Annotated in this window: 22 protein-coding genes and 2 tRNA genes; 15 read left to right on the top strand and 9 right to left on the bottom strand. The window is 58.9% G+C overall.

What is annotated here, in order from left to right; translation table 11 throughout:
- The first annotated feature begins 7 nt into the window (after positions 1-7).
- From KBP52_RS12110 to pdeM, 3 genes are all read left to right on the top strand, one after another.
- Positions 8-772: an ATP-binding cassette domain-containing protein gene (locus KBP52_RS12110; RefSeq protein WP_034154958.1), complete on the top strand. Its 765-nt coding sequence runs from the start codon at positions 8-10 to the stop codon at positions 770-772.
- A 191-nt stretch (positions 773-963) separates the two neighbouring features.
- A complete protein-coding gene (locus tag KBP52_RS12115; protein WP_212622836.1) occupies positions 964-3,453 on the top strand; it encodes a ligase-associated DNA damage response DEXH box helicase in 2,490 nt (829 codons plus the stop codon).
- The gene (pdeM, locus tag KBP52_RS12120) at positions 3,450-4,106 is read left to right on the top strand and encodes a ligase-associated DNA damage response endonuclease PdeM (protein WP_077571388.1); all 657 of its coding nucleotides are present in this window, start codon (positions 3,450-3,452) and stop codon (positions 4,104-4,106) included. Before KBP52_RS12115 ends, pdeM begins: the two co-directional genes overlap by 4 nt.
- Before the next feature lie 46 nt (positions 4,107-4,152).
- Here pdeM and KBP52_RS12125 read toward each other — a convergent pair whose 3' ends face one another.
- Both KBP52_RS12125 and dcd read right to left on the bottom strand, forming a co-directional pair.
- On the bottom strand, positions 4,153-4,362 hold the full coding sequence (locus tag KBP52_RS12125) for a hypothetical protein (RefSeq protein WP_007918615.1): 210 nt from the start codon (positions 4,360-4,362) through the stop codon (positions 4,153-4,155).
- Positions 4,363-4,469: 107 nt separating this feature from the next.
- Complete coding sequence (gene dcd, locus KBP52_RS12130; protein ID WP_007918616.1) at positions 4,470-5,036, bottom strand: dCTP deaminase; 567 nt, start codon at positions 5,034-5,036, stop codon at positions 4,470-4,472.
- A gap of 355 nt (positions 5,037-5,391) precedes the next feature.
- Between dcd and KBP52_RS12135 the strand changes: the two genes are divergently transcribed.
- On the top strand, positions 5,392-5,601 hold the full coding sequence (locus KBP52_RS12135; protein WP_002554837.1) for a cold-shock protein: 210 nt from the start codon (positions 5,392-5,394) through the stop codon (positions 5,599-5,601).
- 116 nt (positions 5,602-5,717) lie between these two features.
- On the opposite strand, the gene KBP52_RS12140 is transcribed toward KBP52_RS12135, so the two are convergent.
- Positions 5,718-6,725, bottom strand: a complete 1,008-nt coding sequence (locus KBP52_RS12140) for a DUF481 domain-containing protein (protein WP_212622837.1) — start codon at positions 6,723-6,725, stop codon at positions 5,718-5,720.
- 164 nt (positions 6,726-6,889) lie between these two features.
- Here KBP52_RS12140 and KBP52_RS12145 point away from each other — a divergent pair, with 164 nt between their 5' ends.
- The 4 genes from KBP52_RS12145 (at position 6,890) to KBP52_RS12160 (ending at position 11,662) form a co-directional block, all read left to right on the top strand.
- Positions 6,890-7,243, top strand: a complete 354-nt coding sequence (locus KBP52_RS12145) for an MGMT family protein (protein ID WP_016985281.1) — start codon at positions 6,890-6,892, stop codon at positions 7,241-7,243.
- Positions 7,244-7,286: 43 nt separating this feature from the next.
- The gene (locus KBP52_RS12150) at positions 7,287-8,846 is read left to right on the top strand and encodes an AmpG family muropeptide MFS transporter (RefSeq protein WP_077571386.1); all 1,560 of its coding nucleotides are present in this window, start codon (positions 7,287-7,289) and stop codon (positions 8,844-8,846) included.
- Between the two features lie 129 nt (positions 8,847-8,975).
- Complete coding sequence (locus KBP52_RS12155; RefSeq protein WP_034154951.1) at positions 8,976-10,691, top strand: proline--tRNA ligase; 1,716 nt, start codon at positions 8,976-8,978, stop codon at positions 10,689-10,691.
- 17 nt (positions 10,692-10,708) lie between these two features.
- Positions 10,709-11,662, top strand: coding sequence for a hypothetical protein (locus tag KBP52_RS12160; RefSeq protein ID WP_077571384.1), 954 nt, complete (start codon positions 10,709-10,711; stop codon positions 11,660-11,662).
- Positions 11,663-11,755: 93 nt separating this feature from the next.
- Here KBP52_RS12160 and dinB read toward each other — a convergent pair whose 3' ends face one another.
- Entirely contained in the window at positions 11,756-12,817 is a 1,062-nt protein-coding gene (dinB, locus tag KBP52_RS12165; RefSeq protein WP_064120804.1) for a DNA polymerase IV, read from the bottom strand.
- Positions 12,818-13,097: 280 nt separating this feature from the next.
- Here dinB and KBP52_RS12170 point away from each other — a divergent pair.
- The 4 genes from KBP52_RS12170 to KBP52_RS12185 all read left to right on the top strand — a co-directional run bounded on the left by KBP52_RS12170 (position 13,098) and on the right by KBP52_RS12185 (position 17,687).
- A tRNA-Met gene (locus KBP52_RS12170) sits at positions 13,098-13,174 on the top strand.
- A gap of 222 nt (positions 13,175-13,396) precedes the next feature.
- Positions 13,397-13,473 (top strand) — tRNA-Met (locus KBP52_RS12175).
- Between the two features lie 279 nt (positions 13,474-13,752).
- Positions 13,753-16,392 carry a bifunctional lysylphosphatidylglycerol flippase/synthetase MprF gene (mprF, locus tag KBP52_RS12180; RefSeq protein WP_077571382.1) on the top strand — a complete coding sequence of 880 codons (2,640 nt, stop codon included), beginning with the start codon at positions 13,753-13,755 and terminating at the stop codon, positions 16,390-16,392.
- Positions 16,392-17,687: an AcvB/VirJ family lysyl-phosphatidylglycerol hydrolase gene (locus KBP52_RS12185; protein WP_123594846.1), complete on the top strand. Its 1,296-nt coding sequence runs from the start codon at positions 16,392-16,394 to the stop codon at positions 17,685-17,687. Before mprF ends, KBP52_RS12185 begins: the two co-directional genes overlap by 1 nt.
- Positions 17,688-17,885: 198 nt before the next feature.
- Here KBP52_RS12185 and KBP52_RS12190 read toward each other — a convergent pair whose 3' ends face one another.
- Genes KBP52_RS12190 through KBP52_RS12205 form a run of 4 tightly spaced genes read right to left on the bottom strand, consistent with a single transcriptional unit; the run spans position 17,886 to position 20,287 of the window.
- Complete coding sequence (locus KBP52_RS12190; protein WP_212622838.1) at positions 17,886-18,569, bottom strand: serine/threonine protein phosphatase; 684 nt, start codon at positions 18,567-18,569, stop codon at positions 17,886-17,888.
- Positions 18,566-19,264 (bottom strand): hypothetical protein, encoded by a 699-nt coding sequence (locus KBP52_RS12195; protein ID WP_212622839.1) that lies wholly within the window; start codon positions 19,262-19,264, stop codon positions 18,566-18,568. Before KBP52_RS12195 ends, KBP52_RS12190 begins: the two co-directional genes overlap by 4 nt.
- A gap of 1 nt (position 19,265) precedes the next feature.
- The gene (locus KBP52_RS12200) at positions 19,266-20,033 is read right to left on the bottom strand and encodes a MarR family transcriptional regulator (protein WP_212622840.1); all 768 of its coding nucleotides are present in this window, start codon (positions 20,031-20,033) and stop codon (positions 19,266-19,268) included.
- Positions 20,034-20,083: 50 nt separating this feature from the next.
- A complete protein-coding gene (locus KBP52_RS12205) occupies positions 20,084-20,287 on the bottom strand; it encodes a hypothetical protein (RefSeq protein ID WP_080750712.1) in 204 nt (67 codons plus the stop codon).
- 386 nt (positions 20,288-20,673) lie between these two features.
- Here KBP52_RS12205 and KBP52_RS12210 point away from each other — a divergent pair, with 386 nt between their 5' ends.
- Positions 20,674-21,000 carry a DUF3077 domain-containing protein gene (locus tag KBP52_RS12210; RefSeq protein WP_212622841.1) on the top strand — a complete coding sequence of 109 codons (327 nt, stop codon included), beginning with the start codon at positions 20,674-20,676 and terminating at the stop codon, positions 20,998-21,000.
- Between the two features lie 197 nt (positions 21,001-21,197).
- On the opposite strand, the gene KBP52_RS12215 is transcribed toward KBP52_RS12210, so the two are convergent.
- Complete coding sequence (locus KBP52_RS12215; protein ID WP_095112451.1) at positions 21,198-23,099, bottom strand: potassium transporter Kup; 1,902 nt, start codon at positions 23,097-23,099, stop codon at positions 21,198-21,200.
- A 289-nt stretch (positions 23,100-23,388) separates the two neighbouring features.
- Between KBP52_RS12215 and rimO the strand changes: the two genes are divergently transcribed.
- Entirely contained in the window at positions 23,389-24,726 is a 1,338-nt protein-coding gene (gene rimO / locus KBP52_RS12220; protein ID WP_212622842.1) for a 30S ribosomal protein S12 methylthiotransferase RimO, read from the top strand.
- Between the two features lie 461 nt (positions 24,727-25,187).
- A complete protein-coding gene (locus KBP52_RS12225) occupies positions 25,188-25,661 on the top strand; it encodes a GNAT family N-acetyltransferase (RefSeq protein WP_116028784.1) in 474 nt (157 codons plus the stop codon).
- The last annotated feature ends 98 nt before the right edge of the window (positions 25,662-25,759 follow it).

The raw sequence follows: 25,759 nt of genomic DNA on the forward strand, positions 1-25,759 counted from the left end.
CTGTCCCATGTACAAACTGACCGTTGAAGGCCTGCACAAAAGCTATGGCGACCATCAGGTGCTCAAAGGCGTGTCGCTCAAGGCCAAGACCGGCGACGTGATCAGCCTGATCGGCGCCAGTGGCTCGGGCAAAAGCACCTTTTTGCGCTGCATCAATTTTCTCGAACAACCCAACGACGGCGCCATGAGCCTCGATGGCCAGGCGATCCGCATGGTCACCGACCGCCACGGCATGCACGTCGCTGACGCCGATGAACTGCAACGTTTGCGCACGCGGTTGGCAATGGTGTTCCAGCATTTCAACCTGTGGAGCCACATGACCGTGCTGGAAAACATCACCATGGCCCCGCGCCGTGTGTTGGGTTGCAGCAAACAGGAAGCCGATGATCGTGCGCGGCGTTATCTGGACAAGGTCGGCTTGCCGGCGCGAGTGGCGGATCAATATCCGGCGTTTCTCTCCGGCGGGCAGCAACAGCGCGTGGCGATTGCCCGGGCGTTGGCGATGGAGCCGGAGGTGATGTTGTTTGATGAACCGACCTCAGCGCTGGACCCCGAGTTGGTGGGGGAAGTGTTGAAGGTGATTCAAGGTTTGGCCGAGGAAGGCCGGACCATGATCATGGTGACCCATGAGATGAGTTTCGCCCGTAAAGTCTCCAGCCAGGTGTTGTTCCTGCATCAAGGCTTGGTGGAAGAAGAAGGCGCGCCCGAGGATGTGCTGGGCAACCCGAAAAGCGAACGCCTGAAGCAATTCCTCAGCGGCAACCTGAAATAACGCCGTACACAATCCCCCTGTGGGAGTGAGCCTGCTCGCGAAAGCGGTGTGTCAGTTAAGAAATTGTAGGCTGACACACCGCATTCGCGAGCAGGCTCGCACACATTCGTTTTCCATCGTCTACAAAAATCAAACTTGTCCGCCCGCCGTGCGGTCTCTGGAAGAACACCTCCAGAGCGCGCGCAGCCCGCATGGCGAAATCCCCCGACCTGGCAAAAATCTGGTTCAGCGCCCGCGACTGGAAGCCGTTCGCCTTTCAGAAACAGGTGTGGGCGGCGGTCAAAAACGGCGAATCCGGCCTGCTCCATGCCAGCACCGGTGCCGGTAAAACCTATGCCGTGTGGTTCGCGGCACTTAATCGCTTCGCGCGCTCGCAGCCTCCTGTCGAAGCCCCGCGCAAACGCAAAGCCCCCGCCGAACCGCTGACAGTCCTGTGGATCACCCCCATGCGTGCCCTCGCTGCCGACACCGCACGCGCCTTGCAGGCGCCGGTCGATGATTTGCAGATCCCATGGAGCATCGGCCTGCGCACCGGCGACACCAGCAGCAGCGAGCGCGCCCGGCAGAGCCGGCGCCTGCCGACTACGTTGATCACCACCCCGGAAAGCCTGACGCTGTTACTGGCCCGCGCCGATGCACAAGTCGCGCTGTCGAGTCTGCGCATGATCGTCGTCGATGAATGGCACGAACTGCTGGGCAACAAGCGCGGCGTGCAACTGCAACTGGCCCTCGCCCGCCTGCGGCATTGGCAACCTGAGCTGATCGTCTGGGGCGTGTCCGCCACCCTCGGTAATCAATCTCACGCCGAACAGGTGCTGATCCCACAGGGTGGCGGCATCAGCATTCAGGGACAAAGCGAAAAATCGCTGAAGGTCGATACCCTCCTCCCACCGGCGATTGAGCGTTTTCCGTGGGCCGGACACATCGGTCTGAAGATGTTGCCGCAGGTCGTTGCTGAACTGGATGCCTGCGCAAGCAGCTTGGTGTTCACCAATACTCGGGCGCAATCGGAAATCTGGTATCAGGCGCTGCTGGAGGCGCGGCCGGACTGGGCTGGGTTGATTGCGCTGCATCACAGTTCACTGTCTCGCGAGACTCGCGACTGGGTCGAGCAAGCCCTGAAGGACGGCCATTTGAAAGCCGTGGTCTGCACCTCAAGCCTGGACTTGGGCGTGGATTTCCTGCCGGTCGAGCGCGTGCTGCAAATCGGCTCGGCCAAAGGCGTCGCGCGTTTGATGCAACGTGCCGGGCGCTCCGGCCATGCACCGGGGCGCACGTCACGAGTAACGCTGGTGCCAACTCACAGCCTTGAGTTGATCGAAGCAGCCGCTGCCCGCGATGCCGTCGAGCAACGGCGCATAGAACCGCGCCTGTCGCCGCACAAACCGCTTGATGTGCTGGTGCAACATTTGGTCAGCATGGCCCTCGGTGGTGGGTTTATTCCTGAAGAGTTGTACGAAGAAGTCCGCGGCGCCTGGGCTTATCGCGACCTGACAGTCGCCGATTGGGCGTGGGCGCTGGCTTTCGTACGCCACGGCGGGATGTCTCTGACAGCCTATCCGGATTACCGCCGAGTCGAGCCGGACGAGCACGGCGTCTGGCGTGTGCCCGATGCACGGTTGGCGCGGCGTCATCGCATGAGCATCGGCACGATCGTCAGCGATGCCAGCATCCAGCTGAAATTCTGGAGCAAGGGCGGCGGAGGTAAACAGCTGGGCAGTGTCGAGGAAGGCTTTATTGCGCGGCTTAAACCGGGTGATGGTTTTCTGTTCGCCGGGCGTTTGCTGGAGTTGGTGCGAGTGGAAAACATGACCGCCTACGTCAAACGCAGCACCGCAAAAAAAGCCGCAGTGCCGCGCTGGAATGGAGGGCGGATGCCACTTTCCAACGAATTGGCCGAAGCCGTGGTCAGGCGCTTCAGTGCGGCGGCGCAAGGCGAGTTTGTCGGCCCGGAAATGCAGGCGTTGCGACCGTTGCTGGAAACCCAGATGCGCTGGTCGGGTTTGCCCACCACAGAAAACCTGTTGGCCGAAGTATTGAAGTCCCGCGAAGGCTGGCACCTTTTTCTCTACCCGTTTGCCGGGCGCCAAGTGCATCTGGGCCTGGCGAGCCTGCTGGCATGGCGCGTCAGTCAACGGCAGCCCGTGACGTTTTCCATCGCGGTGAACGATTACGGCCTGGAATTGCTCAGCGCTACGCCAATCGACTGGGCCGAGTATTTGAATACCGGTCTCTTCAATGCTGATGATTTGTTAGCGGACGTTCTGGCCAGCCTGAACGCCGGTGAACTGGCCCTGCGGCGCTTTCGCGAGATCGCGCGGATTGCCGGGCTGGTCTTCGCCGGCTACCCCGGCGCACCGAAAAGTACCCGACAGGTGCAGGCGTCCAGCGGACTGTTTTTCGAAGTGTTCAAACAATACGACGCCGACAATCTGTTGCTGGCGCAGGCCGGGGAAGAAGTCCTACGGGAAGAACTGGATATTCGTCGCCTGGAACAGACATTGGAGCGGATCAAGGGGATGAAACTGGACGTGCATCAGCTCAAACGTCCTACACCGCTAGGGTTTCCGCTGCTGGTGGAACGCATGCGCGAAAGCATGAGTTCGGAAAAACTCGCTGACCGGATCAGGCGAATGGTCGGTGATCTGGAGAATAGCGCCGACAAGGATAAATCCCGATGAATGCGGCCTACCCGGTGCGTCTGGCTGGTGAAGAGCTTTGGCTCTTGCCGGAGAAAGCCTTGTACTGGCCCGCGCAGCAGGTCTTGTTGATTGCCGATGTGCATTTCGGCAAAGCGGCGGCTTATCGCAGTCTTGGTCAACCGGTTCCACATGGCACCACGGCGAGCAACATCGCCGTGATTGACCGGCTGCTGGCAAAGCTGCCCTGCCGCTTATTGATCTTTCTCGGGGATTTCCTCCACGGGCCCGGCTCTCATGCCCCGGGCACGCTGGGCGCGCTGGCGCATTGGCGTGCGCGTCACGCGGAGTTGCCGATGACGCTGATCCGCGGCAATCACGACAAACGCGCCGGCGATCCGCCCGAATCGCTGAATATCAGGGTGGTGCCGGAACCGCTGCTACTTGGGCCATTCGCCTTGCAGCATGAACCGGACCCGCATCCTGAAAGACACGTGCTGGCGGGTCATGTGCACCCGGTCTATCGGTTACATGGCAAGGGTCGACAGAGTTTGCGCCTGGCGTGTTTCAGGCTCGGCGAACGCATGAGCCTGCTGCCGGCATTTGGCGCCTTTACTGGGGGCTATCCGGTCGAGAAGGATGAAAGCTGCAGGATTTTTGTCATCGGCGACAACGAAATATGGCCAGTCAGTTGAAGTCTTTGCAGACCTCATCTGACTGGCCATTCGTTTTCAATGCAGATCAGGCAACCGGTGCCGGTGGCGGCTCGTCCGGAAGCGTCGGTTCACCCGGCTCGGTCGGTTGTTCGTTAGGGGTATCGGGATCGGGTTGACCGGGAATTCCGCCGGCCATGCTCAGTGGCGGATGCGCCAACAAGGACCAGGCCAATACGCCAATCTGATTGGGCTCGAGCCTTGCCAGTTCGGCAGTGATTTGCGGATCGATCTTCATAGGGCACTCCTCGGCGAAGGCCCGTTTTGCCGAAAGCAAAAACGGGCAGTACACCCCATAGAGTGTCTGCCCGCCAAAGAATTCCCGCGATCTGTCGGATGGACCGATCAGGTCCGCGGCAAGGTCACGCCGCGCTGGCCCTGGTACTTGCCGCCACGATCCTTGTAGGACACTTCACACTCCTCGTCGGACTCAAGGAAGAGCATCTGCGCCACGCCTTCGTTGGCGTAGATTTTCGCCGGCAGGTTGGTGGTGTTGGAGAACTCCAGCGTCACGTGGCCTTCCCACTCAGGCTCGAGCGGCGTGACGTTAACGATGATGCCGCAACGCGCATAGGTGCTTTTACCCAGGCAGATGGTCAACACATTGCGTGGAATGCGGAAGTATTCGACGGTGCTGGCCAGGGCGAAAGAGTTCGGCGGGATGATGCAGACGTCGCTGTGGACGTCGACAAAGCTGCCCGGATCGAAGTTTTTCGGATCGACGATGGACGAGTTGATGTTGGTGAACACCTTGAAGTGATTGGTGCAACGTACATCGTAGCCATAGCTCGATACACCGTAGGAGATCACACGGCTGTCGTCGCTGCCGCGCATCTGGCGCTCGACGAACGGTTCGATCATGCCGTGTTCCTGCGCCATGCGGCGAATCCACTTGTCCGATTTGATGCTCATGGCGGGGGTGTCCTGAATAGCGAGGTGGAAAAATTCTGTCCGGCATCTTACCGGGCGCGCCGCCGGGTTCAAAGTGCGGGCTGCAATTCTCGCCGAACACCTATGAAATACTGGGTTTGGCGACGAACCGTCACACCGCCGATCCCGAAAACAGAGAAACCTTCGCAAGAAGCATTGGCACTTCTCGGAAACTGGGTTAAGGTGGCGTCACTGTGTTGCTTGTGTCACTGAGAATCTCTACACGATATGTTGAATTTCGATCCAACCATCTACAAGAATTTTTCCTGCTCTTTGCACTCAGTCTCGGCCAGGGTTCTTCCTGAGTCGCAGTTATCTTTGTTCAAGGAGTTACACCATGTCTAATCGCCAAACCGGTACCGTTAAGTGGTTCAACGATGAAAAAGGCTTCGGCTTCATCACTCCACAATCCGGTGACGACCTGTTCGTTCACTTCAAAGCTATCCAATCCGACGGCTTCAAAAGCCTGAAAGAAGGCCAACAGGTTTCTTTCATCGCTACCCGCGGTCAGAAAGGCATGCAAGCTGAAGAAGTACAAGTTATCTAACTTGTAGCTTCTTTAGAAAAGAGCCCCGCCCTTAAAAGCGGGGCTTTTTTGTGGGCGCCTGTTTTGTACAGGCACAAAAAAAACGCAGCCCGAAGGCTGCGTTTTTTATGAAGGGTTTACCAGGCCACGCCAAATCCTGCGGTGTAGCGGGTCTTGTTCAGATCCGCATCGTTGGTTCCGCTGATGATGTCGCGCTCGGCCTTGAGGTTGAGCGACGCCCAGTCGGTGACTTTGTAACGCAGCCCCAACTCAGCATCCAGCGCGTAATCGGCAACACCCGACAGCGGCTTGCCTACTTCACCGTTGGTGAAGAATTCGACCTTCTTGCCAATCAGGTATCGGTTGTAATCCCACTTCATCGCAACGGAATAGAAGTTGTCCTTGCTGCCATCGCGATACTCGTAATCGGTGCGGTTAAGCAGCGAGCCCAGCGAGAACGCACCCAACTCGTCATCCCAGAACTGATAGCCAGGACCGGTACCGACCACGCGCTGGCGCGCCAGCTCTTCGATGTGATCACGCTTGTAGTTCAAGCGACCCTGCCAGAACCATTGATCCGTCAGGAAGCGGTCGAGTGCGTATTCAGCGCGCCAGTTGTCAGTGGTGGTTTCGTCGTCCTGCACTTCGCGGTTGTATTCACCTTCGGCGGTGTGGCGCCAGCGCCCATGACGCGCCGAGGTCTTGAAACCGACATCGTAGTCATCGGTATCCTTCTCGGCGCGCTGATAGTCCAACGCCAGGTCGACATTGCCCTTCCACACCAGATCCTCGACCACCGGTTTCGGCTTGAGAATCTGCTGAATGCTCGCCAGCTCGACGGTTTTCGGCGCTTCACCGTTGGCCAGGGTGACTTTGCCATCTTCGGCGGCGGTCAGCGACTTGGACACTTCACCGCTGTAGGCATCCTGCTTGACCAGCAAGTGCTGATCACTGTCCAGAGTCTTGACCTCTTTCCAGTCAATGGTGACCGCACCGGCGTACTTGGTCTGGATCAACAGCTTGCCGCCATCGAACACGGTGATGGTGCCGCTCAACTTGTCACCGTTCTTCAACCAGACAGTGTCGGCAAGCAGGGGCGTAGACGCACTGAAAACAGCAAGGCACAGCAAGGATCTGGACAACATAAGCGAATCTAAGGCTCAAGTTTGCGAAAAAGGTCGGCATTATCCGTAGGAATAAGACCCTGACAAGGACTGACCGGACTATTTCTGATGAGTTCATTTCTCAACTGCGCGATCACCGATTACTCTGCAAGCCATCAAACTGATCATGCTCAGGAACCGCGTACGTGAAAGACCCGCTCGACAGCGTTGAAAACGATGCGCAAATCCGACGCACGGCGCTCTACTCAACGCTCGCCCAAGTGCCCGAAGGCAAAGTCGTCAGCTATGGTCAGTTAGCCGAGCTGGCCGGGTTGGGGCGCGCCGCCCGTTGGGTCGGCCGCACCTTGAGTCAGTTACCCGGCGATACCAAGCTGCCTTGGCACCGCGTGCTGGGCGCCGGCGGTCGGATCAGCCTGCCGGTGGGCAGCCCATCGGGCGATGAACAACGGGCCCGATTGCGCATGGAAGGCATCACCGTCCTGAACAATCGTGTGGATATTCAGCGCCATGGCTGGCGTCCGGTAGAGCACAGCGGTTAGAGTGCGCGCTTTGTTTCCGCAATCTTGAGGCAGACTTCAGCCCATGCCCCGTAAAACCTGGCGCGCCGCGCTAGCCGCTTATGCCAGTCCTTCGACGCTCGTGCTGTTGTTGCTCGGTTTCGCCGCCGGCCTGCCGTACATGCTGGTGTTCTCAACGCTTTCCGTCTGGCTGCGTGAAGCCGGTGTCGCCCGTGAAACCATCGGCTACGCCAGCCTGATCGGCCTGGCCTATGCGTTCAAATGGGTCTGGTCACCTTTGCTCGACCAATGGCGTCTGCCGTTGCTGGGCAAACTCGGCCGTCGCCGTTCGTGGCTGGTGCTCTCGCAAGCCTTGGTGATTCTCGGCCTGATCGGCATGGGTTTCTGCGATCCGCAGAAACATCTGTCCTGGCTGATCGCCATTGCAGTCGTCGTCGCTTTCGCCTCCGCCACTCAAGATATCGCGGTGGATGCCTATCGCCTGGAAATCGCCGAAGACAATCGCCAGGCCGCCCTCGCCGCCAGTTACATGTCGGGTTATCGCGTGGCTGCACTGCTGGCGACTGCCGGTGCCTTGTTTTTCGCTGAGGGCTTTGGCTCCACGGGCTTCAACTATCAGCACTCGGCCTGGGCCGGCACTTACGCACTGTTCGGCGCTCTGATGATTCCCGCGCTGCTGACCACGCTGTTCATGCGCGAGCCGCCAGTGCCACTGCGTACACAGTTGCAGGCCGGGCGCTACACCTTTATGCATCAACTGATGTCGGTGTTTGTGCTGATTGTCTTGCTGGTCTCGGTACCGGCGATGTTCACCCAGCTCTACAACACTGATTTCGCCAGCGTGCTGTTCGGCGGCATGAGCCCGCTCGACCTGCTGCTCGAAGATCGTGCCTTCCTGCGCGCGATTCTCTATACGCTGCTGACCGGTCTGTGTCTGTCGACCATGGGCCGTCGCGGCCTCGCACCGGTGCTGACCCCGGTCAATGACTTCATCCTGCGTTATCGCTGGCAGGCGTTTCTGTTACTGGGTCTGATCGCCACCTATCGGATGTCGGACACGGTAATGGGCGTCATGGCCAACGTGTTCTACATCGACCAGGGTTTCACCAAGGATCAGATTGCCAGCGTCAGCAAGATTTTCGGCTTGATCATGACGCTGGTTGGCGCCGGTATGGGCGGCCTGCTGATCGTGCGTTTTGGCATTCTGCCGATTTTGTTCATTGGCGGCGTCGCTTCCGCAGCCACCAACCTGCTGTTCGTGATGCTCGCTGACATGGGCCCGAACCTGCAGATGCTGGTGGTGACCATTTCCCTCGACAACTTCAGCTCGGGCCTGGCGACGTCGGCATTCGTTGCTTACCTGTCGAGCCTGACCAACCTGAAGTTCTCAGCCACCCAATACGCTTTGCTCAGCTCGATCATGCTGCTGTTGCCGCGCCTGATGGGCGGCTATTCCGGGGTCTTGGTCGAGAAGTTTGGCTATCACAGCTTCTTCCTGATCACCGCCCTGCTCGGCGTGCCGACGCTGGTGTTGATCGCCCTGCACTGGTTTCAGGAAAGCCGCCGCGAAGGCCCGACGCCAACGCCCGAGCCTGTGCCGACGCCGGTCGCAGAAGAATCGTAAGACGTTTCGGCAACGGCGGGAGGAATCCCGCCGTCGTGCCTCCCCACTGACCTCACGCCTGTACGTCGGCAAAACTCGCCGGTACACTGCGGAGTCATTTCCAGTCATAGCAACCGACAACGGCCAACCATGCGCACCAGTCAATTTTTGCTCGCCACACAGAAAGAAACGCCTTCCGACGCGGTCGTGATCAGCCACCAGCTGATGCTGCGCGCCGGCATGATCCGCAAACTCGCCTCGGGCCTGTACACCTGGCTGCCCATGGGCCTGCGAGTCATGCGCAAGGTTGAAGCCATCGTTCGTGAAGAAATGAACGCTGCCGGCTCTCTGGAAGTGTTGATGCCGAGCACCCAACCGGCCGAGCTGTGGCAGGAATCGGGGCGCTGGGAAGAATACGGCCCTGAGCTGCTGCGCATCAAAGACCGCCACGGTCGCGACTTCTGTGCGGGCCCGACCCATGAAGAAGTGATCACTGATCTGATGCGCAACGAGTTGAGCAGCTACAAACAGCTGCCGATCAACCTGTACCAGATCCAGACCAAGTTCCGTGACGAAATCCGCCCACGCTTCGGTTTGATGCGCGGCCGCGAATTCATCATGAAGGACTCGTACTCCTTCCACGCTGATCAGGCGTCGTTGCAGATCACCTACGACCGTATGCATGAAGCGTACTGCAACATCTTCACGCGCCTGGGTCTGAAATTCCGTCCGGTGGAAGCCGACAACGGTTCGATCGGTGGCGCTGGTTCGCACGAATTCCACGTACTGGCCGAGTCCGGCGAAGACGACATCGTCTTCAGCAACGGTTCCGACTACGCAGCGAACATCGAAAAAGCCGAAGCCGTGCCACGCGAAACTTCGCGCGCTGCTGCGACCGAAGAGCTGCGCCTGGTCGATACACCAGACACCAAAACCATCGCGGCGCTGGTGGAGAAATTCAATCTGCCGATTGAAAAGACCATCAAGACCCTGATCGTGCGCGCCGAAGAAGAAGGCAAGCTGATCGCGCTGGTGATTCGTGGCGACCACGAACTCAACGAAATCAAGGCTGCCCAGCAACCAGGCGTGGCCAGCCCGCTGGTCATGGCCACCGACGCCGAACTGCGTGACGCCATCGGCGCCGGCGCCGGTTCGCTCGGCCCGCTGAACCTGCCGCTGCCAATCATCATCGACCGCTCGGTCGAGCTGATGAGCGACTTCGGTATCGGCGCGAACATCGACGACAAGCACTACTTCGGCGTGAACTGGGAGCGTGACCTGCCCGTTCCGACCGTGGCTGACCTGCGTAACGTGGTCGCCGGTGACCCAAGCCCGGACGGCAAAGGCACGCTGGAAATCAAGCGCGGCATCGAAGTCGGGCACATCTTCCAGTTGGGCAACAAGTACAGCAAGGCGATGAAGTGCGAAGTGCTGGGCGAGAACGGCAAGCCAGTCACCCTGGAAATGGGTTGCTACGGCATCGGCGTGTCCCGCGTGGTGGCTGCGGCCATCGAGCAGAACAACGACGAAAACGGCATCATCTGGAGCGACACCCTGGCGCCGTTCCAGATCGCTCTGGTACCGCTGCGCTATGAAACCGAGCAGGTCCGCGAAGCCACCGACAAGCTGTACGCCGAACTGACGGCGGCCGGCTTCGAAGTGCTGCTGGACGATCGCGACAAGAAAACCAGCCCGGGCATCAAGTTCGCGGACATGGAGCTGATCGGCATTCCTCACCGGATCGTGGTCAGCGACCGCGGCCTCGCCGAAGGCAACCTGGAATACAAGAGCCGTACCGAAGGCGAAGCGCAAGCATTGCCGGTGGCCGACGTATTGTCCTTCCTGCAGGCCCGTATCCGCCGCTGAAACCAGATAGAGACGTCATGTTCAAGCGAAACACCTTAGGCCTCGGAGGCACCGCCCTGTGCGGTGCCCTGCTGGTCAGCGGCTGTGCCAATCACATGTCACAACGCAGCGAGCACGAAGAGCGGGTCGAGCGAAAGTTGCTCGACCATAGCCTGCAGATTGATGTCGGTGAGCCTAAGGAGCTAGAGCTGCCGCAGCGACGCGTGAAGATCAACGAACAGAAGACTTTCGAAGTCACCGAGTTCGAAGTGACGCGTCGCTACGATCGCTACACGCCCTATCAGCCTTGGCGGGAGGTCTACGAGATTCCGCTGGGCGCGGTGGCCGTAGTCGGTGGCGTCGGCGCGAACGTGGTCAACGTGTTTGCCCTCGGCAATTTGCCGGACAGCGTGACCAAAGACTGGCTGAGCTACGGTTTTGCCGGGCTCAACCCGTTCATGAACGTGCAGTCCAACGGTCGCGCGCAACAGAACCTCGCCGGTATCGATGAAGTCCAGCGCGACAAGCGCACGGAGTATTCGAGCCTGCCATGGAGCGAGCGCCCGGTGCAGGTCAAGGCTGGCAAGCAGACCTTTGACATGACCACCGATCGTAACGGTGTGCTGCGTCTGAACCTGCTCGACAGCCCGTTTGCCGAAAATGATCTCAATCATGTCGGCAAATTGCAGATCAGTGTCGAAGACGCCAAGGATGACGTGCACTCGGACTCATCGCTGATGATCAGCAGTCATCTGCGTGGCAAATTGCTGGAAGCGCACGGGCTGATCTACGACGATCTGGAAGACGACGAAGTGAGCCAGTGGGTGCATCGGGTCAAACGTCTGTCAGAACTGGGTCTGGAAGAAGAAGCCAGCGAACTGGAACAAAGCCTGATCGAACTGACGCGCAACGATCCTGAGTTACAGACTGAGTTTCTCAAGTCGTTGACCAAGGATGCCGGACGATTGGTGGCGGATCCAGGACCGAATTAAAGCCAATCGCGAGCAGGCTCACTCCTACATTGGAACGCATTTCAATGTAGGAGCGAGCCTGCTCGCGAAGAGGCCCTGACAGACACCGCAAATCTACCGCTCGAACAACTCCATCTGCTCAAACCCGCCGCGCAAGTCCTCCAGCCTTACCCCAACCCCCAACAACCGCACCGGTTTCCCGCCGCGATTGAACGCCTGTGTCAGCATCAACTGATAACTGCCCAGATCCCGCCCTGCCCCGGCCTGCTCCAGCGTCGTCTGGGTAAAGTCATGAAACTTCACTTTGACGAACGGCTTGCCCGGCCGATAGCTGCTGTCGATCCGCGCCATACGGGTTTTCAGGGTTTCCAGCAGCTCTGGCAGTTTGTCGAGGCAGCTGCGCAGGTCCGGCAGATCGACGTCGTAAGTATTTTCCACACTGATTGACTGACGCCGACTGTCGTTGTGCACCAACCGGTCATCGATCCCACGGGCGAGGCTCCACAGTCGCTCGCCAAAGCTGCCGAATTCACGCACCAGGGCCAATTTGTCCCACTCGCGCAATTGTGAGCAATCGACGATGCCGAGCTTGCCGAGCTTGTCGGCGGTGACCTTGCCGACGCCGTGCAACTTGCTCACCGGCAAACCGCTGACGAAGTCCTCGACCTGATCCGGCGTGATCACAAACAACCCGTTGGGCTTTTTCCAGTCGCTGGCGATCTTCGCCAGAAACTTGTTCGGCGCTACGCCAGCGGAAACGGTGATGTGCAATTGATTGGAAACGCGTCGGCGGATGTCCTGGGCGATCCGTGTAGCGCTGCCGCCAAAATGCGCGCTGTCCGAGACGTCCAGATAGGCCTCATCCAGCGACAACGGCTCGATCAGGTCGGTGTAATCGGCAAAAATCGTATGAATCTCTTTCGAAGCCTCGCGATACGCATCCATTCGCGGCTTGACGATGGTCAGGTCCGGACACAGCTTCAAGGCATGCCCCGAGGCCATCGCCGAACGCACGCCATACGCGCGCGCTTCATAGTTGCAGGTGGCGATCACCCCACGCCGGTCCGCCGAACCGCCCACCGCCAACGGCTTGCCGGCCAGGCGCGGGTCATCGCGCATCTCTATGGCGGCGTAAAAGCAATCGCAGTCAATGTGGATGATTTTTCGCTGAGTCATGTCAGAAAAGGGAATGTGGCAAGCCGGACCGGCAGTATCTCACTGACACCTGTATATAGCACCAGTGGTATGAATCTTCTTTCCAGGCGGTAGGAAATGTCTGTTGAATTTATTTTATCAATCGACGAGAGGCCTCCAATAGAGCTGAAAGCCTTGCTCCACCTGCCCTGCAGCGCAAAAAACACCCGAGAAAAGACGCTAACCGATTGAACCTCAACAGATTTTATCCAGATTGCGGGTTGACACCCCGGCGTTCCTCTGTAGAATGCCGACACACAGACGCGGGATGGAGCAGTCTGGTAGCTCGTCGGGCTCATAACCCGAAGGTCGTCGGTTCAAATCCGGCTCCCGCAACCAAACATCAAAAAAGGCTACTCGAAAGAGTGGCCTTTTTTGTGCGCGTCTGTTTTGTCGATTTCCTCTTCTTATAAAGAAGCGATCGCCAAACAGGAATTCTTTGCATTTCCGAAACTTAACTTCCCCCCTGCGACCGTTTGACGCTATTTCACACTTATTTGACCCTTTCCGGGATTAGCGGTTGACACCCCGTCGTTCGTCTGTAGAATGCCGCCACACAGACGCGGGATGGAGCAGTCTGGTAGCTCGTCGGGCTCATAACCCGAAGGTCGTCGGTTCAAATCCGGCTCCCGCAACCAAACATCAAAAAAGGCTACTCGAAAGAGTGGCCTTTTTTGTATCTGTTGAAAAAGTCCTTTCGCAACAATGATCTGTCACTGTGCAGTGAACCGCTTGGGATCTTCAGAGGTACTGACTTGCGACTATGCTTGAGTCGCAGGCAAGACGTCTGCAATCCAGGAACTGCCCTCGCCGATACCCGGTGAGAGGCGTAGTATTTTGTGATTATTTTTTTCTACAGGGATTGGTAACTTGGCTGGATACCTCCATCCTGTCGCGCACAATCCAAGAGGTGATTGATGCGCGCCAACTCGTCTGATCCACAAGACACCGTCACAGCGGAACATCCGATCAAACCCGAGCGTTTGCGCTTGCTGGATCGGTTGAGCAAATACCGGCAACCGATTGGTCTGGCGGTGACTTTGCTGCTGTTCGCCATTGCGCTGATTGCCTGTCGTCATCTGCTCGCCGAACTCGATCTCGATGCACTGCACGACTCGATTCTCGACGTGCCGAAACCCGCCCTGCTCGGTGCGTTCGGCGCGACCGTGGTCGGTTTCATTATTCTCTTGGGCTACGAATGGTCGGCCAGCCGCTATGCCGGCGTGACCCTGCCACCGCGCACATTGGCGCTGGGCGGCTTCACCGCGTTTGCGATTGGCAATGCGATCGGTCTGTCGCTGCTGTCCGGTGGCTCGGTTCGCTACCGTTTATATGCACGACTGGGTCTGGGGGCGTCGGAAGTCGCGCACATGACCTTGTTCGCCAGTTTGTCGCTGGGCTGCGCCTTGCCGCCGCTGGCTGCACTGGCAACGCTGAGCGACCTGCCTGCTGCCTCGCAGGCGCTGGGATTATCCGAAGGCCTGCTCGGCACCGTTGCCGCTGTCGTGCTGGCGCTTGGCGCAGTACTGGCTATCGGCATCTACCGTCGGCGCCTGCCGGAACAACCGTTGCGCGACAACCTGCTGGTCAGGGTTGGCCGCCGCACGTTGCGCTTGCCGGGGCGTCGCCTGACTTTCCTGCAACTGATCATTACCGCCCTCGACGTTGCGGCTGCCGCCACCGTTCTGTATCTGTTGCTGCCGGAAGCGCCACCGTTTGGTGCGTTCCTGTTGGTGTACCTGCTGGCATTGGCTGCCGGCGTACTCAGCCACGTACCCGGCGGCGTCGGTGTGTTCGAAGCGATTCTGCTGGCCGCTTTCGCCGACAAGCTCGGTGCCGCACCACTGGCCGCGGCGCTGCTGCTGTATCGCCTGATCTACGTGGTGTTGCCGCTGCTGGTCGCCTGCGTATTCCTGCTGATCAATGAAGGTCAGCGCCTGTTTCAGACTCAGACCATGCGCGCGGCGTCTGGTCTGGCCGCGCCGATTCTGGCGGTGCTGGTGTTCTTGTCCGGTGTGGTGCTGCTGTTTTCCGGCGCCACTCCCGAGATCGACACACGTCTGGAGCACATCGGCTTTCTGATCCCGCATCGTCTGGTCGACGCTTCGCACTTCGGCGCCAGCCTGATCGGCGTACTGTGCCTGATGCTCGCCCAGGGCCTGCGTCGTCGCCTGTCCGCCGCGTGGATGCTCACCACCATTCTGCTGTTGGTCGGCGCCCTGCTCTCGCTGCTTAAGGGCTTCGACTGGGAAGAAGCGACGCTGATGACCCTGACGGCTGCGCTGCTCGGAGTGTTCCGTCGCTCGTTCTATCGCCCGAGTCGTCTGACCGAACTGCCGTTCTCGCCGCTGTATCTGGTGGCCAGTCTGTGCGTCCTCGGTGCATCGACGTGGCTGCTGCTGTTCGCCTATCAAGACGTGCCTTACAGCCATCAGCTGTGGTGGCAGTTCACTCTTGATGCTGACGCACCGCGTGGCCTGCGTTCGCTGCTCGGCGCTGCTGTGCTGTTGCTGGTGATCGCGCTGACCTGGCTGCTGCGCACCGCACGCCCGGTCATTCACCTGCCAACGCCTGACGAACTCGATCGCGCAGCAAAGATCCTGATGGCCTCGTCGCAACCCGACGGTGGCCTGGCGCTGACCGGTGACAAGGCGCTGCTGTTTCACCAGAACGACGAAGCGTTCCTGATGTACGCGCGCCGTGGCCGCAGCCTGGTGGCGCTGTACGACCCGATCGGCCCCGGCCAGCAACGCGCCGAGATGATCTGGCAGTTCCGCGACCTCTGTGACATTCACCACGCTCGCCCGGTGTTCTACCAAGTGCGCGCGGAGAACCTGCCGTACTACATGGACATCGGCCTGACCGCGATCAAACTCGGCGAAGAAGCCCGGGTCGATCTGCTGCGCTTTGACCTGGAAGCCAAGGGCAAAGAGATGAAGGACCTGCGTTACACCTGGAACCGTGGCACCCGCGATGGCTTGTCGCTGGAGATCCATGAGCCCGGCCAGGCGCCGATGGATGAGCTGAAAGTGATTTCCGACGCGTGGCTGACTGGCAAGAACGTGCGTGAGAAAGGCTTCTCCCTCGGCCGCTTCAGCGACGATTACCTGAAGCATTTCCGCATCGCGGTGATTCGCTTCGAAGGTCGCCCGGTGGCGTTCGCCAACCTGCTCGAAACTTATAGCCATGACCTGGCCAGTCTCGACCTGATGCGCGCGCACCCGGATGCGCCGAAGCTGACCATGGAATTCATGATGGTCGGCCTGATTCAACACTATAAGAGTCACGGATATGCGCGCTTCAGCCTGGGCATGGTGCCGTTGTCGGGGTTGCAACCCCGCCGTGGTGCACCGCTGACCCAGCGTCTGGGCTCGATGGTTTTCCGCCGTGGTGAGCAGCTGTACAACTTCCAAGGCTTGCGCCGCTTCAAAGACAAGTTCCAGCCTGACTGGGAACCCCGTTATATGGCCGTGCCCGCCGGACTCGATCCGTTGGTGGCGCTGGCCGACACTGCTGCCCTGATCGCGGGCGGCTTGACTGGATTGGTGAAACGCTGATGATTCAACGCTCCCTGAAGTACATCCTGGCCGCACTGATCGTGCTGGCCGTGATTGCCGGCGGCGGTTTCTGGTACCTCAAACGTCCGGCACCGGAACCGACCGTAGAACAGCTGACCCCGACCGATGGCGCCGCCATGACACGAGTCATCCCGGGTACCAAGCCCAAGGCGCAGGTGCTGGTAGCAGTCAACGACGACCAGAAACTCTCTGAAAAACAACTGACCACCCTGAGCCGCAGCGCTTCGGCGCAGATTGTTCAGGTGATTCTGCCCAAGGACTGCCTGCTGCAAAGCCGCGCCCTGCAATCGGGTCTGCGTGAACTGAATGGCCCCGCCACCCTGGTCAGCGGTATCGGCCCGGGCGCTGTGCTGGCCTGGCGCTGGTTGTCGGAACAGAAAGACGACAAGGCCCAGGCCATTTCCGTCGACCTCGCTCTGGAAAAAGGTGGCTGCACCCACCTGCTGCCAAAATCCGCCGCCCACGGCCACTGGCTGGCAGCGTGGAACGACAACCCGGACGACGCCAGCGCAGGTTTCGTGCGCGATCAACCGAACGCCGAAACCAGCATCAGCGACTACGACATCAACCTGCCGCAAGTGCTGAACAACGAGCTGCGCAAAATCCTCGTCGGCGGCGACAAGGCCAACGGCGGTCTGGCGATCCCGGTGGTTGAAGTGCCGGCCGGCCAAGCCAAAGACACCGTGACCTTGTTCCTCTCCGGTGACGGCGGCTGGCGCGACCTCGACCGCGACGTGGCCGGTGAAATGGCCAAGATCGGTTACCCGGTGGTCGGCATCGACACCCTGCGCTACTACTGGCAGCACAAGAGTCCGGAACAAAGCGCACTGGACCTGACCGAACTGATGCAGCACTACCGGCAGAAATGGGGCACCAAACGCTTCATCCTCACCGGCTACTCGTTCGGTGCTGACGTTCTGCCAGCGATCTACAACCGCTTGCCGGACACCGAGCAGCAACGCGTCGACGCGATCATCCTGCTGGCCTTCGCCCGCACCGGCAGCTTCGAAATCGAAGTCGAAGGCTGGCTGGGTAACGCCGGCAAAGAAGCCGCCACCGGCCCGGAAATGGCCAAGCTGCCACCGGCCAAGGTCGTGTGCATCTATGGTGAAGAAGAGACGGATGAGAGTGGCTGCACGGACAAAACCGCAGTCGGTGAAGCGGTGAAACTGCCTGGCGGCCACCACTTCGACGAGAACTACCCGGCGCTGGCCAAGCGTTTGGTGGATTTGATCGAGAAGCGCCAGAGCAAGGACTCGGTCGCCGAAGAGTGATCTGAGCCGCCCCCACAAAAAGCCCCCGCAACTTCGCAGTTGCGGGGGCTTTTTAAATCTCGGACGATGAACCCGTTCCCCTGTAGGAGTGAGCCTGCTCGCGATAGCGGAGTGTCAGCCACCTAGTTGCCACTGACACACCGCTATCGCGAGCAGGCTCGCTCCCACAGGGGTATTGGGCTGGATTCAGACAGCCCGTCAATCCCGCTGGCCAATCTGAACATCTATCCATGTGACATCATCGTCGCCAACGCTAATGTCGCTATCCGGCGCCGCCAACAAACTGCTTTGCTGGGCTTGCGTCAAGTCAGCCCAAAAGCCATCCGTGACAAATACCAAGCGTTCAACAGTGTCCAGAGCACAACAAACAAATTCAGGGTTCGGGACCCGATTGATCTTCAAGCATCGCGTTACTGAATTTCGAGCTGGATCTTGCGCCAACTCACAGTGCGAACGGTCGCGCCGCCAATTGGCCTTGCAGTGAGGTGGCGTAATCCACTCGATGGCTCCCGCCGGCGTCACAATCCCGCATGAACAGTCACCTTCATATGCAACGGTGAGTCGGCCATGAGCGACCAAGCCAATCAGGTAACAGATGGCTCCCGTCTGATCAGCAGGCAACGACGCATGAAAATCCGCCAGTATTGAATCCAATAGGCTCTCAACAGCTGCGGGCTCTGCAGGATAGCTCCCCTGCTCCATCTGTGTGGAATGAGCCGCCAACATGCCGCTTACAAAGCTTTCAGCCAGCTGTCCACTGCCGCGCCTGGAAGTGCCATCCGCGACAACAAAAAACCCACCGTCACCCTCACAGGTCGCTCCGGCATAGTCATTGTTTGCCCTGCCGGCTTGCCCAGTGATTGATCGGGAGAGGTATCTCATGCGCTGGCCAGCGCTTTCATACGCCTGTGAATAATCTGCCCTCTGCCCGGATTCGCCTGCACCGAGCCTGAACTTTCGATCACGTAGCCAACCCCATCGAGCGCCATCAGCTTGTGGACTCCCTCTGTGATGAACGCCTTGAGGTCCTTGTCAGCCTGGCGCACCTCCTCCAACAGCTCAGGCCGACCATCGATCAAGATGATCATATCCTCGACATCCTTGTGATAAGGATCGCCATTTCCCCGACCGGCGAAAGCTTCCAATTTTGTCGCGAGAAAATACGTGGGCTGGAATATCTGGATGACAGTGCCGCTCGGCAGGGTGAATTTATCCGCCCTCGCCAGCCCCTCGACGAACCAGCGGTTGGCATAGCCGAGCACTGCTGGGTCGGAAGGCATGACATCCACGACGACGTCATTGAAGCGAAAACGACAATTGACCTCGTCCTCACCGGTGATCTTGAACCCCTTGGCCGCCAGCCGTTCGGTGAGATGGTTCCAGGCGCTGATACCGGCCAACTCGATCACTAGATCAACGTCATCAGTGAAACGAATGTCGTCCAGCACGGCTGTATCTGTAACCAGCATGGCGGTTGTACAACCGCCAACAAAAGCAACTTCGGCGAGAAACGCCTCGCCCAAGCCTTCAGCCACGAACTCAATGAGCTCGTAGTTGTGATCCGCGTTTGACGACATGTTATTTCAGCCCCATCCCTGCCTTCAGAATACCGATTGCCACACCACACTCACGCGGACCACCCAGACGGATTGCATCAGCGAGCGCTAGATAGTGGTAAAGAATCCGGTCTTTTTTCACCGCTGCTGGCACTGTTTTGTAAAGCGGCTCGATCGCCTGGCCTCGCTCGGTTCCCTGCGCATCCGGCCAGACCGGAATCAAACCACCCGCACTCTTGATACTTTTGGACAGCGCAGGCGCTGCAAAACCTGTGGGTATGCCACGAACCATCGCGCCAGGCTTGACCGGGAAGAAGTACTTCAGCGCGTGCTCGGTAATTTTCAGCAGTTCCCGGCGGTGCACTTTGGCAAGCCCGGTGTCGTAATCATGAATGAGCAATCCAGATTCCCGGCACCGGGCGAGAGCATTTGAGACTTCGCTTTTGCTCAGTCCGAGAGAGGCAGACAGCGCACGCAGAGAGTAGCGATCGCTCCAACTTGTCAGCGGTGGATCAGATGCTGGTTCCGCCCATCCCTCCCAGCCTGGCCCATCAGCGAAAGGCGAATCGAATTCGCGGCGCTGGAAGACTGTGTCTTCCCCATCAGTGGAATAGGTAACCAATGGCTTCCCCACACCCTCCCCTGCGGTCATTCGGCTGACGACATAGGGCCTGAGCAGCTCTTCGACCCTGTCCGAATTTGATTCGGCCTCCATCTCCCCCAAGAGGTTCTCTTCCTGAGCGTGGAGACTGGCCATTTTGAACAAAAGTAAAATGTCTTGACTCTTCATTTAGCTCAAAACCTCAAGTGTCCACATTCCATAAAACGTGGACACTTGTCTCACTGACGAGGTCGGGTCGTCAAGCCCTTGGGTCGATCACTAATCGCTGCATACCTTGCCCGCATATCTTCATGGCTGATTGCTTGGGCCAGATCAAAGATGAGCAATCGTTCACTGGCCTTCTTTTCGAGCCGAAGATCCTTCGGTTCATCCTGTGCTTCTTGTTGCGCTGATGCTGTCATACGTACCTGAATGCTTTGCACACGTCGGTTCGTGTCAGACGTTTAGTATCGTTTACTTCCAGTCTCGCAATATCAGATGACGCCCACGGACCTTGTAGGCAAACTCCGAAACTCGTGTTCGGGCGCTTTGTCGCTCTATTGCGCTGTTTTTTGACGGGATACTCTCCGGACGTCGCTGACCCATTCAGCGATCGGGTGTGGTAACCCGGTTAGGCAGAGTGCAACAGTGCCTCCATCGCGACATCAGCCGTTCTTTTACGCCTGTAATTCACTGTCATGGCAGCTGTACGTGGGAGGCCTTCGGGTCTGCCGGTTTCTTTGCTCTCCCGGTTTACCACCCTGCGTACAGCTGCCACCCATTCGTGTGGTAACGAATGAGGCAGCTCCTCGTTTTAGGGAGTAAAACAATGAGCAAAGAAAGTCCGTCAACGCCTTCAGACCTTACAACCATCGGCTTCACCCCTTTCCTCTACAACGCGGATCAAGCGTTCTTCAATGTCCGCGCCGGCATCCCGATTCTCGATGCCTTGTCCCAATCCTCCGACCTGCTATCCCTCGCCAAATCGTTCGCCGAGGATGCTGCCTTCATCAGAGACACCGACCGCCATGCCTGGGCTGCGCATTACCTGACGGTGATGGGCAAAGCTTTGATTGATGATGTGATTCAGGCGTTGATGCCGCGACCCGCTCGCACAAAGACCGAATCCGAAGAAGAATTGCCTGAAAGCCACTAACACCACAGAACCCTTGTGGGAGCGAGCTTGCTCGCGAATGCGGTGGGTCAGCCGAAGAATGCTTCTCCTGTCACTCAGCCTTCGCGAGCAAGCTCGCTCCCACAGGGGGATTTGCGTGGGTTTGAGGTTTATGTGCAGGCACAAAAAAGCCCCCGACAGCCTTGAAGCTGACGGGGGCTTTTGAGTTGCGGCGGGGCTTACATTTCTACCTGCGTGCCGAGCTCAATCACCCGGTTCAGCGGCAGATTGAAGAAGCGCAAATTGCCATTGGCATTCTTCAACATGAACGCAAACAACGCCTCACGCCAACGCGCCATGCCTTCCAGCTTCGAAGCAATCACCGTTTCACGGCTGAGGAAGTAGGTCGTGCGCATCGGGCTGAAGTCCAGATCATCCAGATGACACAGCTTCAGCGCCTGCGGCACGTCCGGTTCATCGGTGAAGCCGAAGTGCAGGATCACCCGGAAGAAGCCTTCTCCGTGCGCTTCGACTTCAAAGCGCCGCGATGGCGGTACGCGCGGGATGTCTTCGTAGACCACCGTCAGCAGCACCACCTGCTCATGCAACACCTGGTTATGCAGCAGGTTGTGCAACAACGCATGCGGTACGGCGTCGGAGCGCGCGGTGAGGAACACGGCGGTGCCCTGCACACGATGCGGCGGTTGCACGCGAATGCTGCTGATAAAGATCGGCAGCGGCAGCGCTCCTTCGTCGAGGCGATCGACGAGCAATTGCTTGCCGCGCTTCCAGGTGGTCATCAGCACGAACAGCGCGATACCGGCGATCACCGGGAAGGCACCGCCCTGCACGATCTTCGGCACGTTGGCGGCGAAGTACAGGCCGTCCACCAGCAGGAAGCCGATCAGCACCGGCACCGCGAGGATCGGCGGCCATTTCCACAGCAGCAGCATCACTGCCGACACCAGAATGGTGGTCATCAGCATGGTGCCGGTCACCGCCACACCGTAGGCCGAGGCCAGTGCGCCGGAGGATTCGAAACCGAGCACCAGCAAGACAACACCGACCATCAGTGCCCAGTTCACCGCGCCAATATAGATCTGGCCCTGCTCGTCGCTGGAGGTGTGCTGGATGTACATGCGCGGGATGTATCCGAGCTGAATCGCCTGACGGGTCAGGGAGAATGCACCGGAAATCACCGCTTGCGAGGCGATCACCGTGGCCAGGGTCGACAGACCGACCAGCGGAATCAGCGCCCAGCTCGGCGCCAGCAGATAGAACGGGTTACGCGCTGCTTCCGGGTTTTCCAGCAGCAAGGCGCCCTGACCGAAGTAGTTGAGCACCAGCGCCGGCAACACCAGGATGAACCAGGCGCGGGCAATCGGCTTACGACCGAAATGGCCCATGTCGGCGTACAGCGCTTCGGCACCGGTCAGCGCCAGCACCACGGCGCCGAGGATCGCCACGCCCATGCCCGGATGAACGACGAAGAAATTCACCGCCCATATCGGGTTCATCGCATGCAGCACTTCTGGCGCGTGGCTGATGCCATACACACCGAGGGCGCCGAGGACGAGGAACCAGGTGACCATGATTGGCCCGAACAAAATGCCAATCCGCGCCGTACCGTGTTTCTGAATCAGAAACAGCGCCACCAGCACCACCAGCGACAGCGGCACCACCCAATGGTCGATACCATCGAATGCCAGTCCCAGACCTTCAATCGCCGACAGTACGGAAATCGCCGGGGTGATCATGCTGTCGCCATAAAACAGCGCCGCGCCGATCAGTCCGCAAACCACCAGCAACGAGCGCAATTTCTTGCGATGCCCTGCCGCACGACGCGCCAGCGCGGTGAGCGCCATGATGCCGCCCTCGCCCTGGTTGTCGGCGCGTAGCACGAACATCATGTATTTGATCGACACGACCCAGATCAGCGACCAGAAGATCAACGACAGAATACCCAGCACGCCATCGTGATTGACCGATACGCCGTAAGCGCCGGAAAACACTTCTTTGAGGGTGTACAACGGGCTCGTGCCGATGTCGCCGTAAACTACCCCGACCGCCGCGACCAGCATGCTCAGCGGCTTGGAGGCCGAACCCTCGGCGCCTGCCGCATGACTACTTGCCTGACCCATCCAACACTCCTACTTCTCAGAACCGGCTTCTTGAATGAAGCACTATGCTTTGTGGTGCAGCATGCGCTGTTTTACCTGTTGTTACAGACGTTTTGTTGACTGTAAAAAATTGGTAAAGCTCAACGGCGCGAAGCATAGCGCAGCACTCGTCGTATTTCCCTGCATAAAGCTGGTCAAGTGCGTTGCCCGCCGCTAGAATTGCGCACTTTTTGATCAGAGGCGCGCCCTAAGCGCCCATCCGTCGGCTTTCGCATCAAGAAAGCGATGTCACAAAATACCGAGGTTAGACATGTCCACCACTCCTGCGCCGGCCAATCCAAAGGTTGGCTTTGTATCTCTGGGTTGCCCGAAAGCACTGGTCGACTCCGAGCGCATCCTGACCCAGCTGCGCATGGAAGGCTATGACGTGGTGTCTACCTATCAGGACGCCGACGTTGTAGTCGTCAACACCTGCGGTTTCATCGATTCGGCCAAGGCTGAGTCTTTGGAAGTGATCGGCGAAGCGATCAAGGAAAACGGCAAGGTGATCGTCACCGGCTGCATGGGCGTGGAAGAAGGCAACATCCGCAACGTGCACCCGAGCGTGCTGGCCGTGACCGGTCCGCAGCAGTACGAGCAAGTGGTCAACGCCGTGCACGAAGTGGTGCCACCGCGTAAGGATCACAACCCGCTGATCGACCTGGTGCCGCCGCAAGGCATCAAGCTGACCCCGCGCCACTACGCCTACCTGAAGATTTCCGAAGGCTGCAACCACAGCTGCTCGTTCTGCATCATCCCGTCGATGCGCGGCAAACTGGTCAGCCGTCCGGTCGGTGATGTGCTCGACGAAGCCCAGCGTCTGGTCAAATCCGGCGTTAAAGAGTTGCTGGTCATTTCGCAAGACACCAGCGCTTACGGCGTTGACGTGAAATACCGCACCGGTTTCTGGAACGGCGCGCCGGTGAAAACCCGCATGACCGAACTGTGTGAAGCGCTGAGCACCCTCGGCGTCTGGGTTCGTCTGCACTACGTCTACCCGTACCCGCACGTTGACGAACTGATCCCGTTGATGGCCGCCGGCAAGATCCTGCCGTACCTGGACATCCCGTTCCAGCACGCCAGCCCGAAAGTGTTGAAGTCGATGAAACGCCCGGCCTTCGAAGACAAGACCCTGGCGCGGATCAAGAACTGGCGCGAAATCTGCCCGGATCTGATCATCCGTTCGACCTTCATCGTTGGCTTCCCGGGCGAAACCGAAGAAGACTTCCAGTATCTGCTGAACTGGCTGACCGAAGCCCAGCTCGACCGCGTCGGCTGCTTCCAGTACTCGCCGGTGGAAGGCGCTCCGGCCAACGATCTGGATCTGGAGATCGTACCGGACGACGTCAAGCAGGATCGTTGGGATCGCTTCATGGCGCACCAGCAGGTGATCAGCTCGGCACGCCTGCAAATGCGCATCGGCCGTGAGATTGAAGTGCTGGTCGACGAAGTTGACGAGCAAGGCGCGGTTGGCCGCTGCTTCTTCGACGCCCCGGAAATCGATGGCAACGTGTTTATTGATAACGGCAGCAATCTGAAGCCGGGTGACAAGGTCTGGTGCAAGGTTACTGACGCTGATGAATACGATCTATGGGCTGAGCAGATCTGATCTGATCTGATCTGATCTGATCTGATCTGATCTGATCTGAAGCCCCTCACCCCAGCCCTCTCCCGGAGGGAGAGGGAGCTGACCGTGTTGTTCTTTCGAGGTACATCGACCTGAGCTATCCGGTCGAACTCAGGTTTGAACAGCATGAAGATCAGCTCCCTTCCCCCTCGCCCCTTCCCAGAGGGAGCGGGGACTTGACTTGTTCTTGCGTGCTGCACCGACCTGAAAGTTCGCGTCGTGCTCAGGTTTTGAACAGCACGAAGATCAGCTCCCTTCCCCCTCGCCCCCTTGGGGGAGAGGGTTGGGGTGAGGGGGAGAGATCTTGCTGGCGACAGAAGTATCCAGCCAGACACCGCAACAAATACACAAAGCCCCGCTCTTTTTACAAGATGCGGGGCTTTTTTACGGCTATCGTTTAGCGGGGGACGGACTCCCTTGAAACGGACAAGAGGCAGACGGGCATGCGTCACCATTCGGTCATCCATACGCCGAAACTCAGCGATTATCAGGAACTGACCCGGGTCTGGGAGGCCTCGGTTCGCGCCACCCATGATTTTCTGCCGGACAGCTATATCGAGCTGCTGCGTAATCTGGTGCTCACGCGTTATCTGGATGCGGTGATGTTGATCTGCACCAAGGACGCCGACCAGCGCATCACCGGGTTTGCCGGTGTCGCGGCGGGCAAGATCGAGATGCTGTTCATCGATCCGGATTATCGGGGTCAGGGCTTGGGCAAGAAACTGCTGAACTACGCCCTGCAGCATTTGAATGCCGATGAACTCGACGTCAACGAACAGAACCCGCAGGCCTTGGGGTTTTACTTCAAGCAGGGTTTCGAGGTCATCGGCCGCTCGGAGGTCGATGGCATGGGCCAGCCGTATCCGTTGCTGCACATGCGTCTGCGACAAAATCAGCAACGCTCAAGCAACGGCTGACACAACCCAACCCCATGTAGGAGTGAGCCTGCTCGCGATAGCGCCAGATCAGCCACCATCAATGTCGAATGTCAGATGGCTATCGCGAGCAGGCTCAC

It is taken from the genome of Pseudomonas sp. SCA2728.1_7, from assembly GCF_018138145.1.
Classification (GTDB): domain Bacteria; phylum Pseudomonadota; class Gammaproteobacteria; order Pseudomonadales; family Pseudomonadaceae; genus Aquipseudomonas; species Aquipseudomonas koreensis_A.

Bases quoted from the DNA above. Each gene is read 5' to 3' on its own strand.
- KBP52_RS12110 (WP_034154958.1), top strand. From the start codon at position 8: ATGTACAAACTGACCGTTGAAGGCCTGCACAAAAGCTATGGCGACCAT.
- KBP52_RS12115 (WP_212622836.1), top strand. From the start codon at position 964: ATGGCGAAATCCCCCGACCTGGCAAAAATCTGGTTCAGCGCCCGCGAC.
- pdeM (WP_077571388.1), top strand. From the start codon at position 3,450: ATGAATGCGGCCTACCCGGTGCGTCTGGCTGGTGAAGAGCTTTGGCTC.
- KBP52_RS12125 (WP_007918615.1), bottom strand. From the start codon at position 4,362: ATGAAGATCGATCCGCAAATCACTGCCGAACTGGCAAGGCTCGAGCCC.
- dcd (WP_007918616.1), bottom strand. From the start codon at position 5,036: ATGAGCATCAAATCGGACAAGTGGATTCGCCGCATGGCGCAGGAACAC.
- KBP52_RS12135 (WP_002554837.1), top strand. From the start codon at position 5,392: ATGTCTAATCGCCAAACCGGTACCGTTAAGTGGTTCAACGATGAAAAA.
- KBP52_RS12140 (WP_212622837.1), bottom strand. From the start codon at position 6,725: ATGTTGTCCAGATCCTTGCTGTGCCTTGCTGTTTTCAGTGCGTCTACG.
- KBP52_RS12150 (WP_077571386.1), top strand. From the start codon at position 7,287: ATGCCCCGTAAAACCTGGCGCGCCGCGCTAGCCGCTTATGCCAGTCCT.
- KBP52_RS12155 (WP_034154951.1), top strand. From the start codon at position 8,976: ATGCGCACCAGTCAATTTTTGCTCGCCACACAGAAAGAAACGCCTTCC.
- KBP52_RS12160 (WP_077571384.1), top strand. From the start codon at position 10,709: ATGTTCAAGCGAAACACCTTAGGCCTCGGAGGCACCGCCCTGTGCGGT.
- dinB (WP_064120804.1), bottom strand. From the start codon at position 12,817: ATGACTCAGCGAAAAATCATCCACATTGACTGCGATTGCTTTTACGCC.
- mprF (WP_077571382.1), top strand. From the start codon at position 13,753: ATGCGCGCCAACTCGTCTGATCCACAAGACACCGTCACAGCGGAACAT.
- KBP52_RS12185 (WP_123594846.1), top strand. From the start codon at position 16,392: ATGATTCAACGCTCCCTGAAGTACATCCTGGCCGCACTGATCGTGCTG.
- KBP52_RS12190 (WP_212622838.1), bottom strand. From the start codon at position 18,569: ATGAGATACCTCTCCCGATCAATCACTGGGCAAGCCGGCAGGGCAAAC.
- KBP52_RS12195 (WP_212622839.1), bottom strand. From the start codon at position 19,264: ATGTCGTCAAACGCGGATCACAACTACGAGCTCATTGAGTTCGTGGCT.
- KBP52_RS12200 (WP_212622840.1), bottom strand. From the start codon at position 20,033: ATGAAGAGTCAAGACATTTTACTTTTGTTCAAAATGGCCAGTCTCCAC.
- KBP52_RS12210 (WP_212622841.1), top strand. From the start codon at position 20,674: ATGAGCAAAGAAAGTCCGTCAACGCCTTCAGACCTTACAACCATCGGC.
- KBP52_RS12215 (WP_095112451.1), bottom strand. From the start codon at position 23,099: ATGGGTCAGGCAAGTAGTCATGCGGCAGGCGCCGAGGGTTCGGCCTCC.
- rimO (WP_212622842.1), top strand. From the start codon at position 23,389: ATGTCCACCACTCCTGCGCCGGCCAATCCAAAGGTTGGCTTTGTATCT.
- KBP52_RS12225 (WP_116028784.1), top strand. From the start codon at position 25,188: ATGCGTCACCATTCGGTCATCCATACGCCGAAACTCAGCGATTATCAG.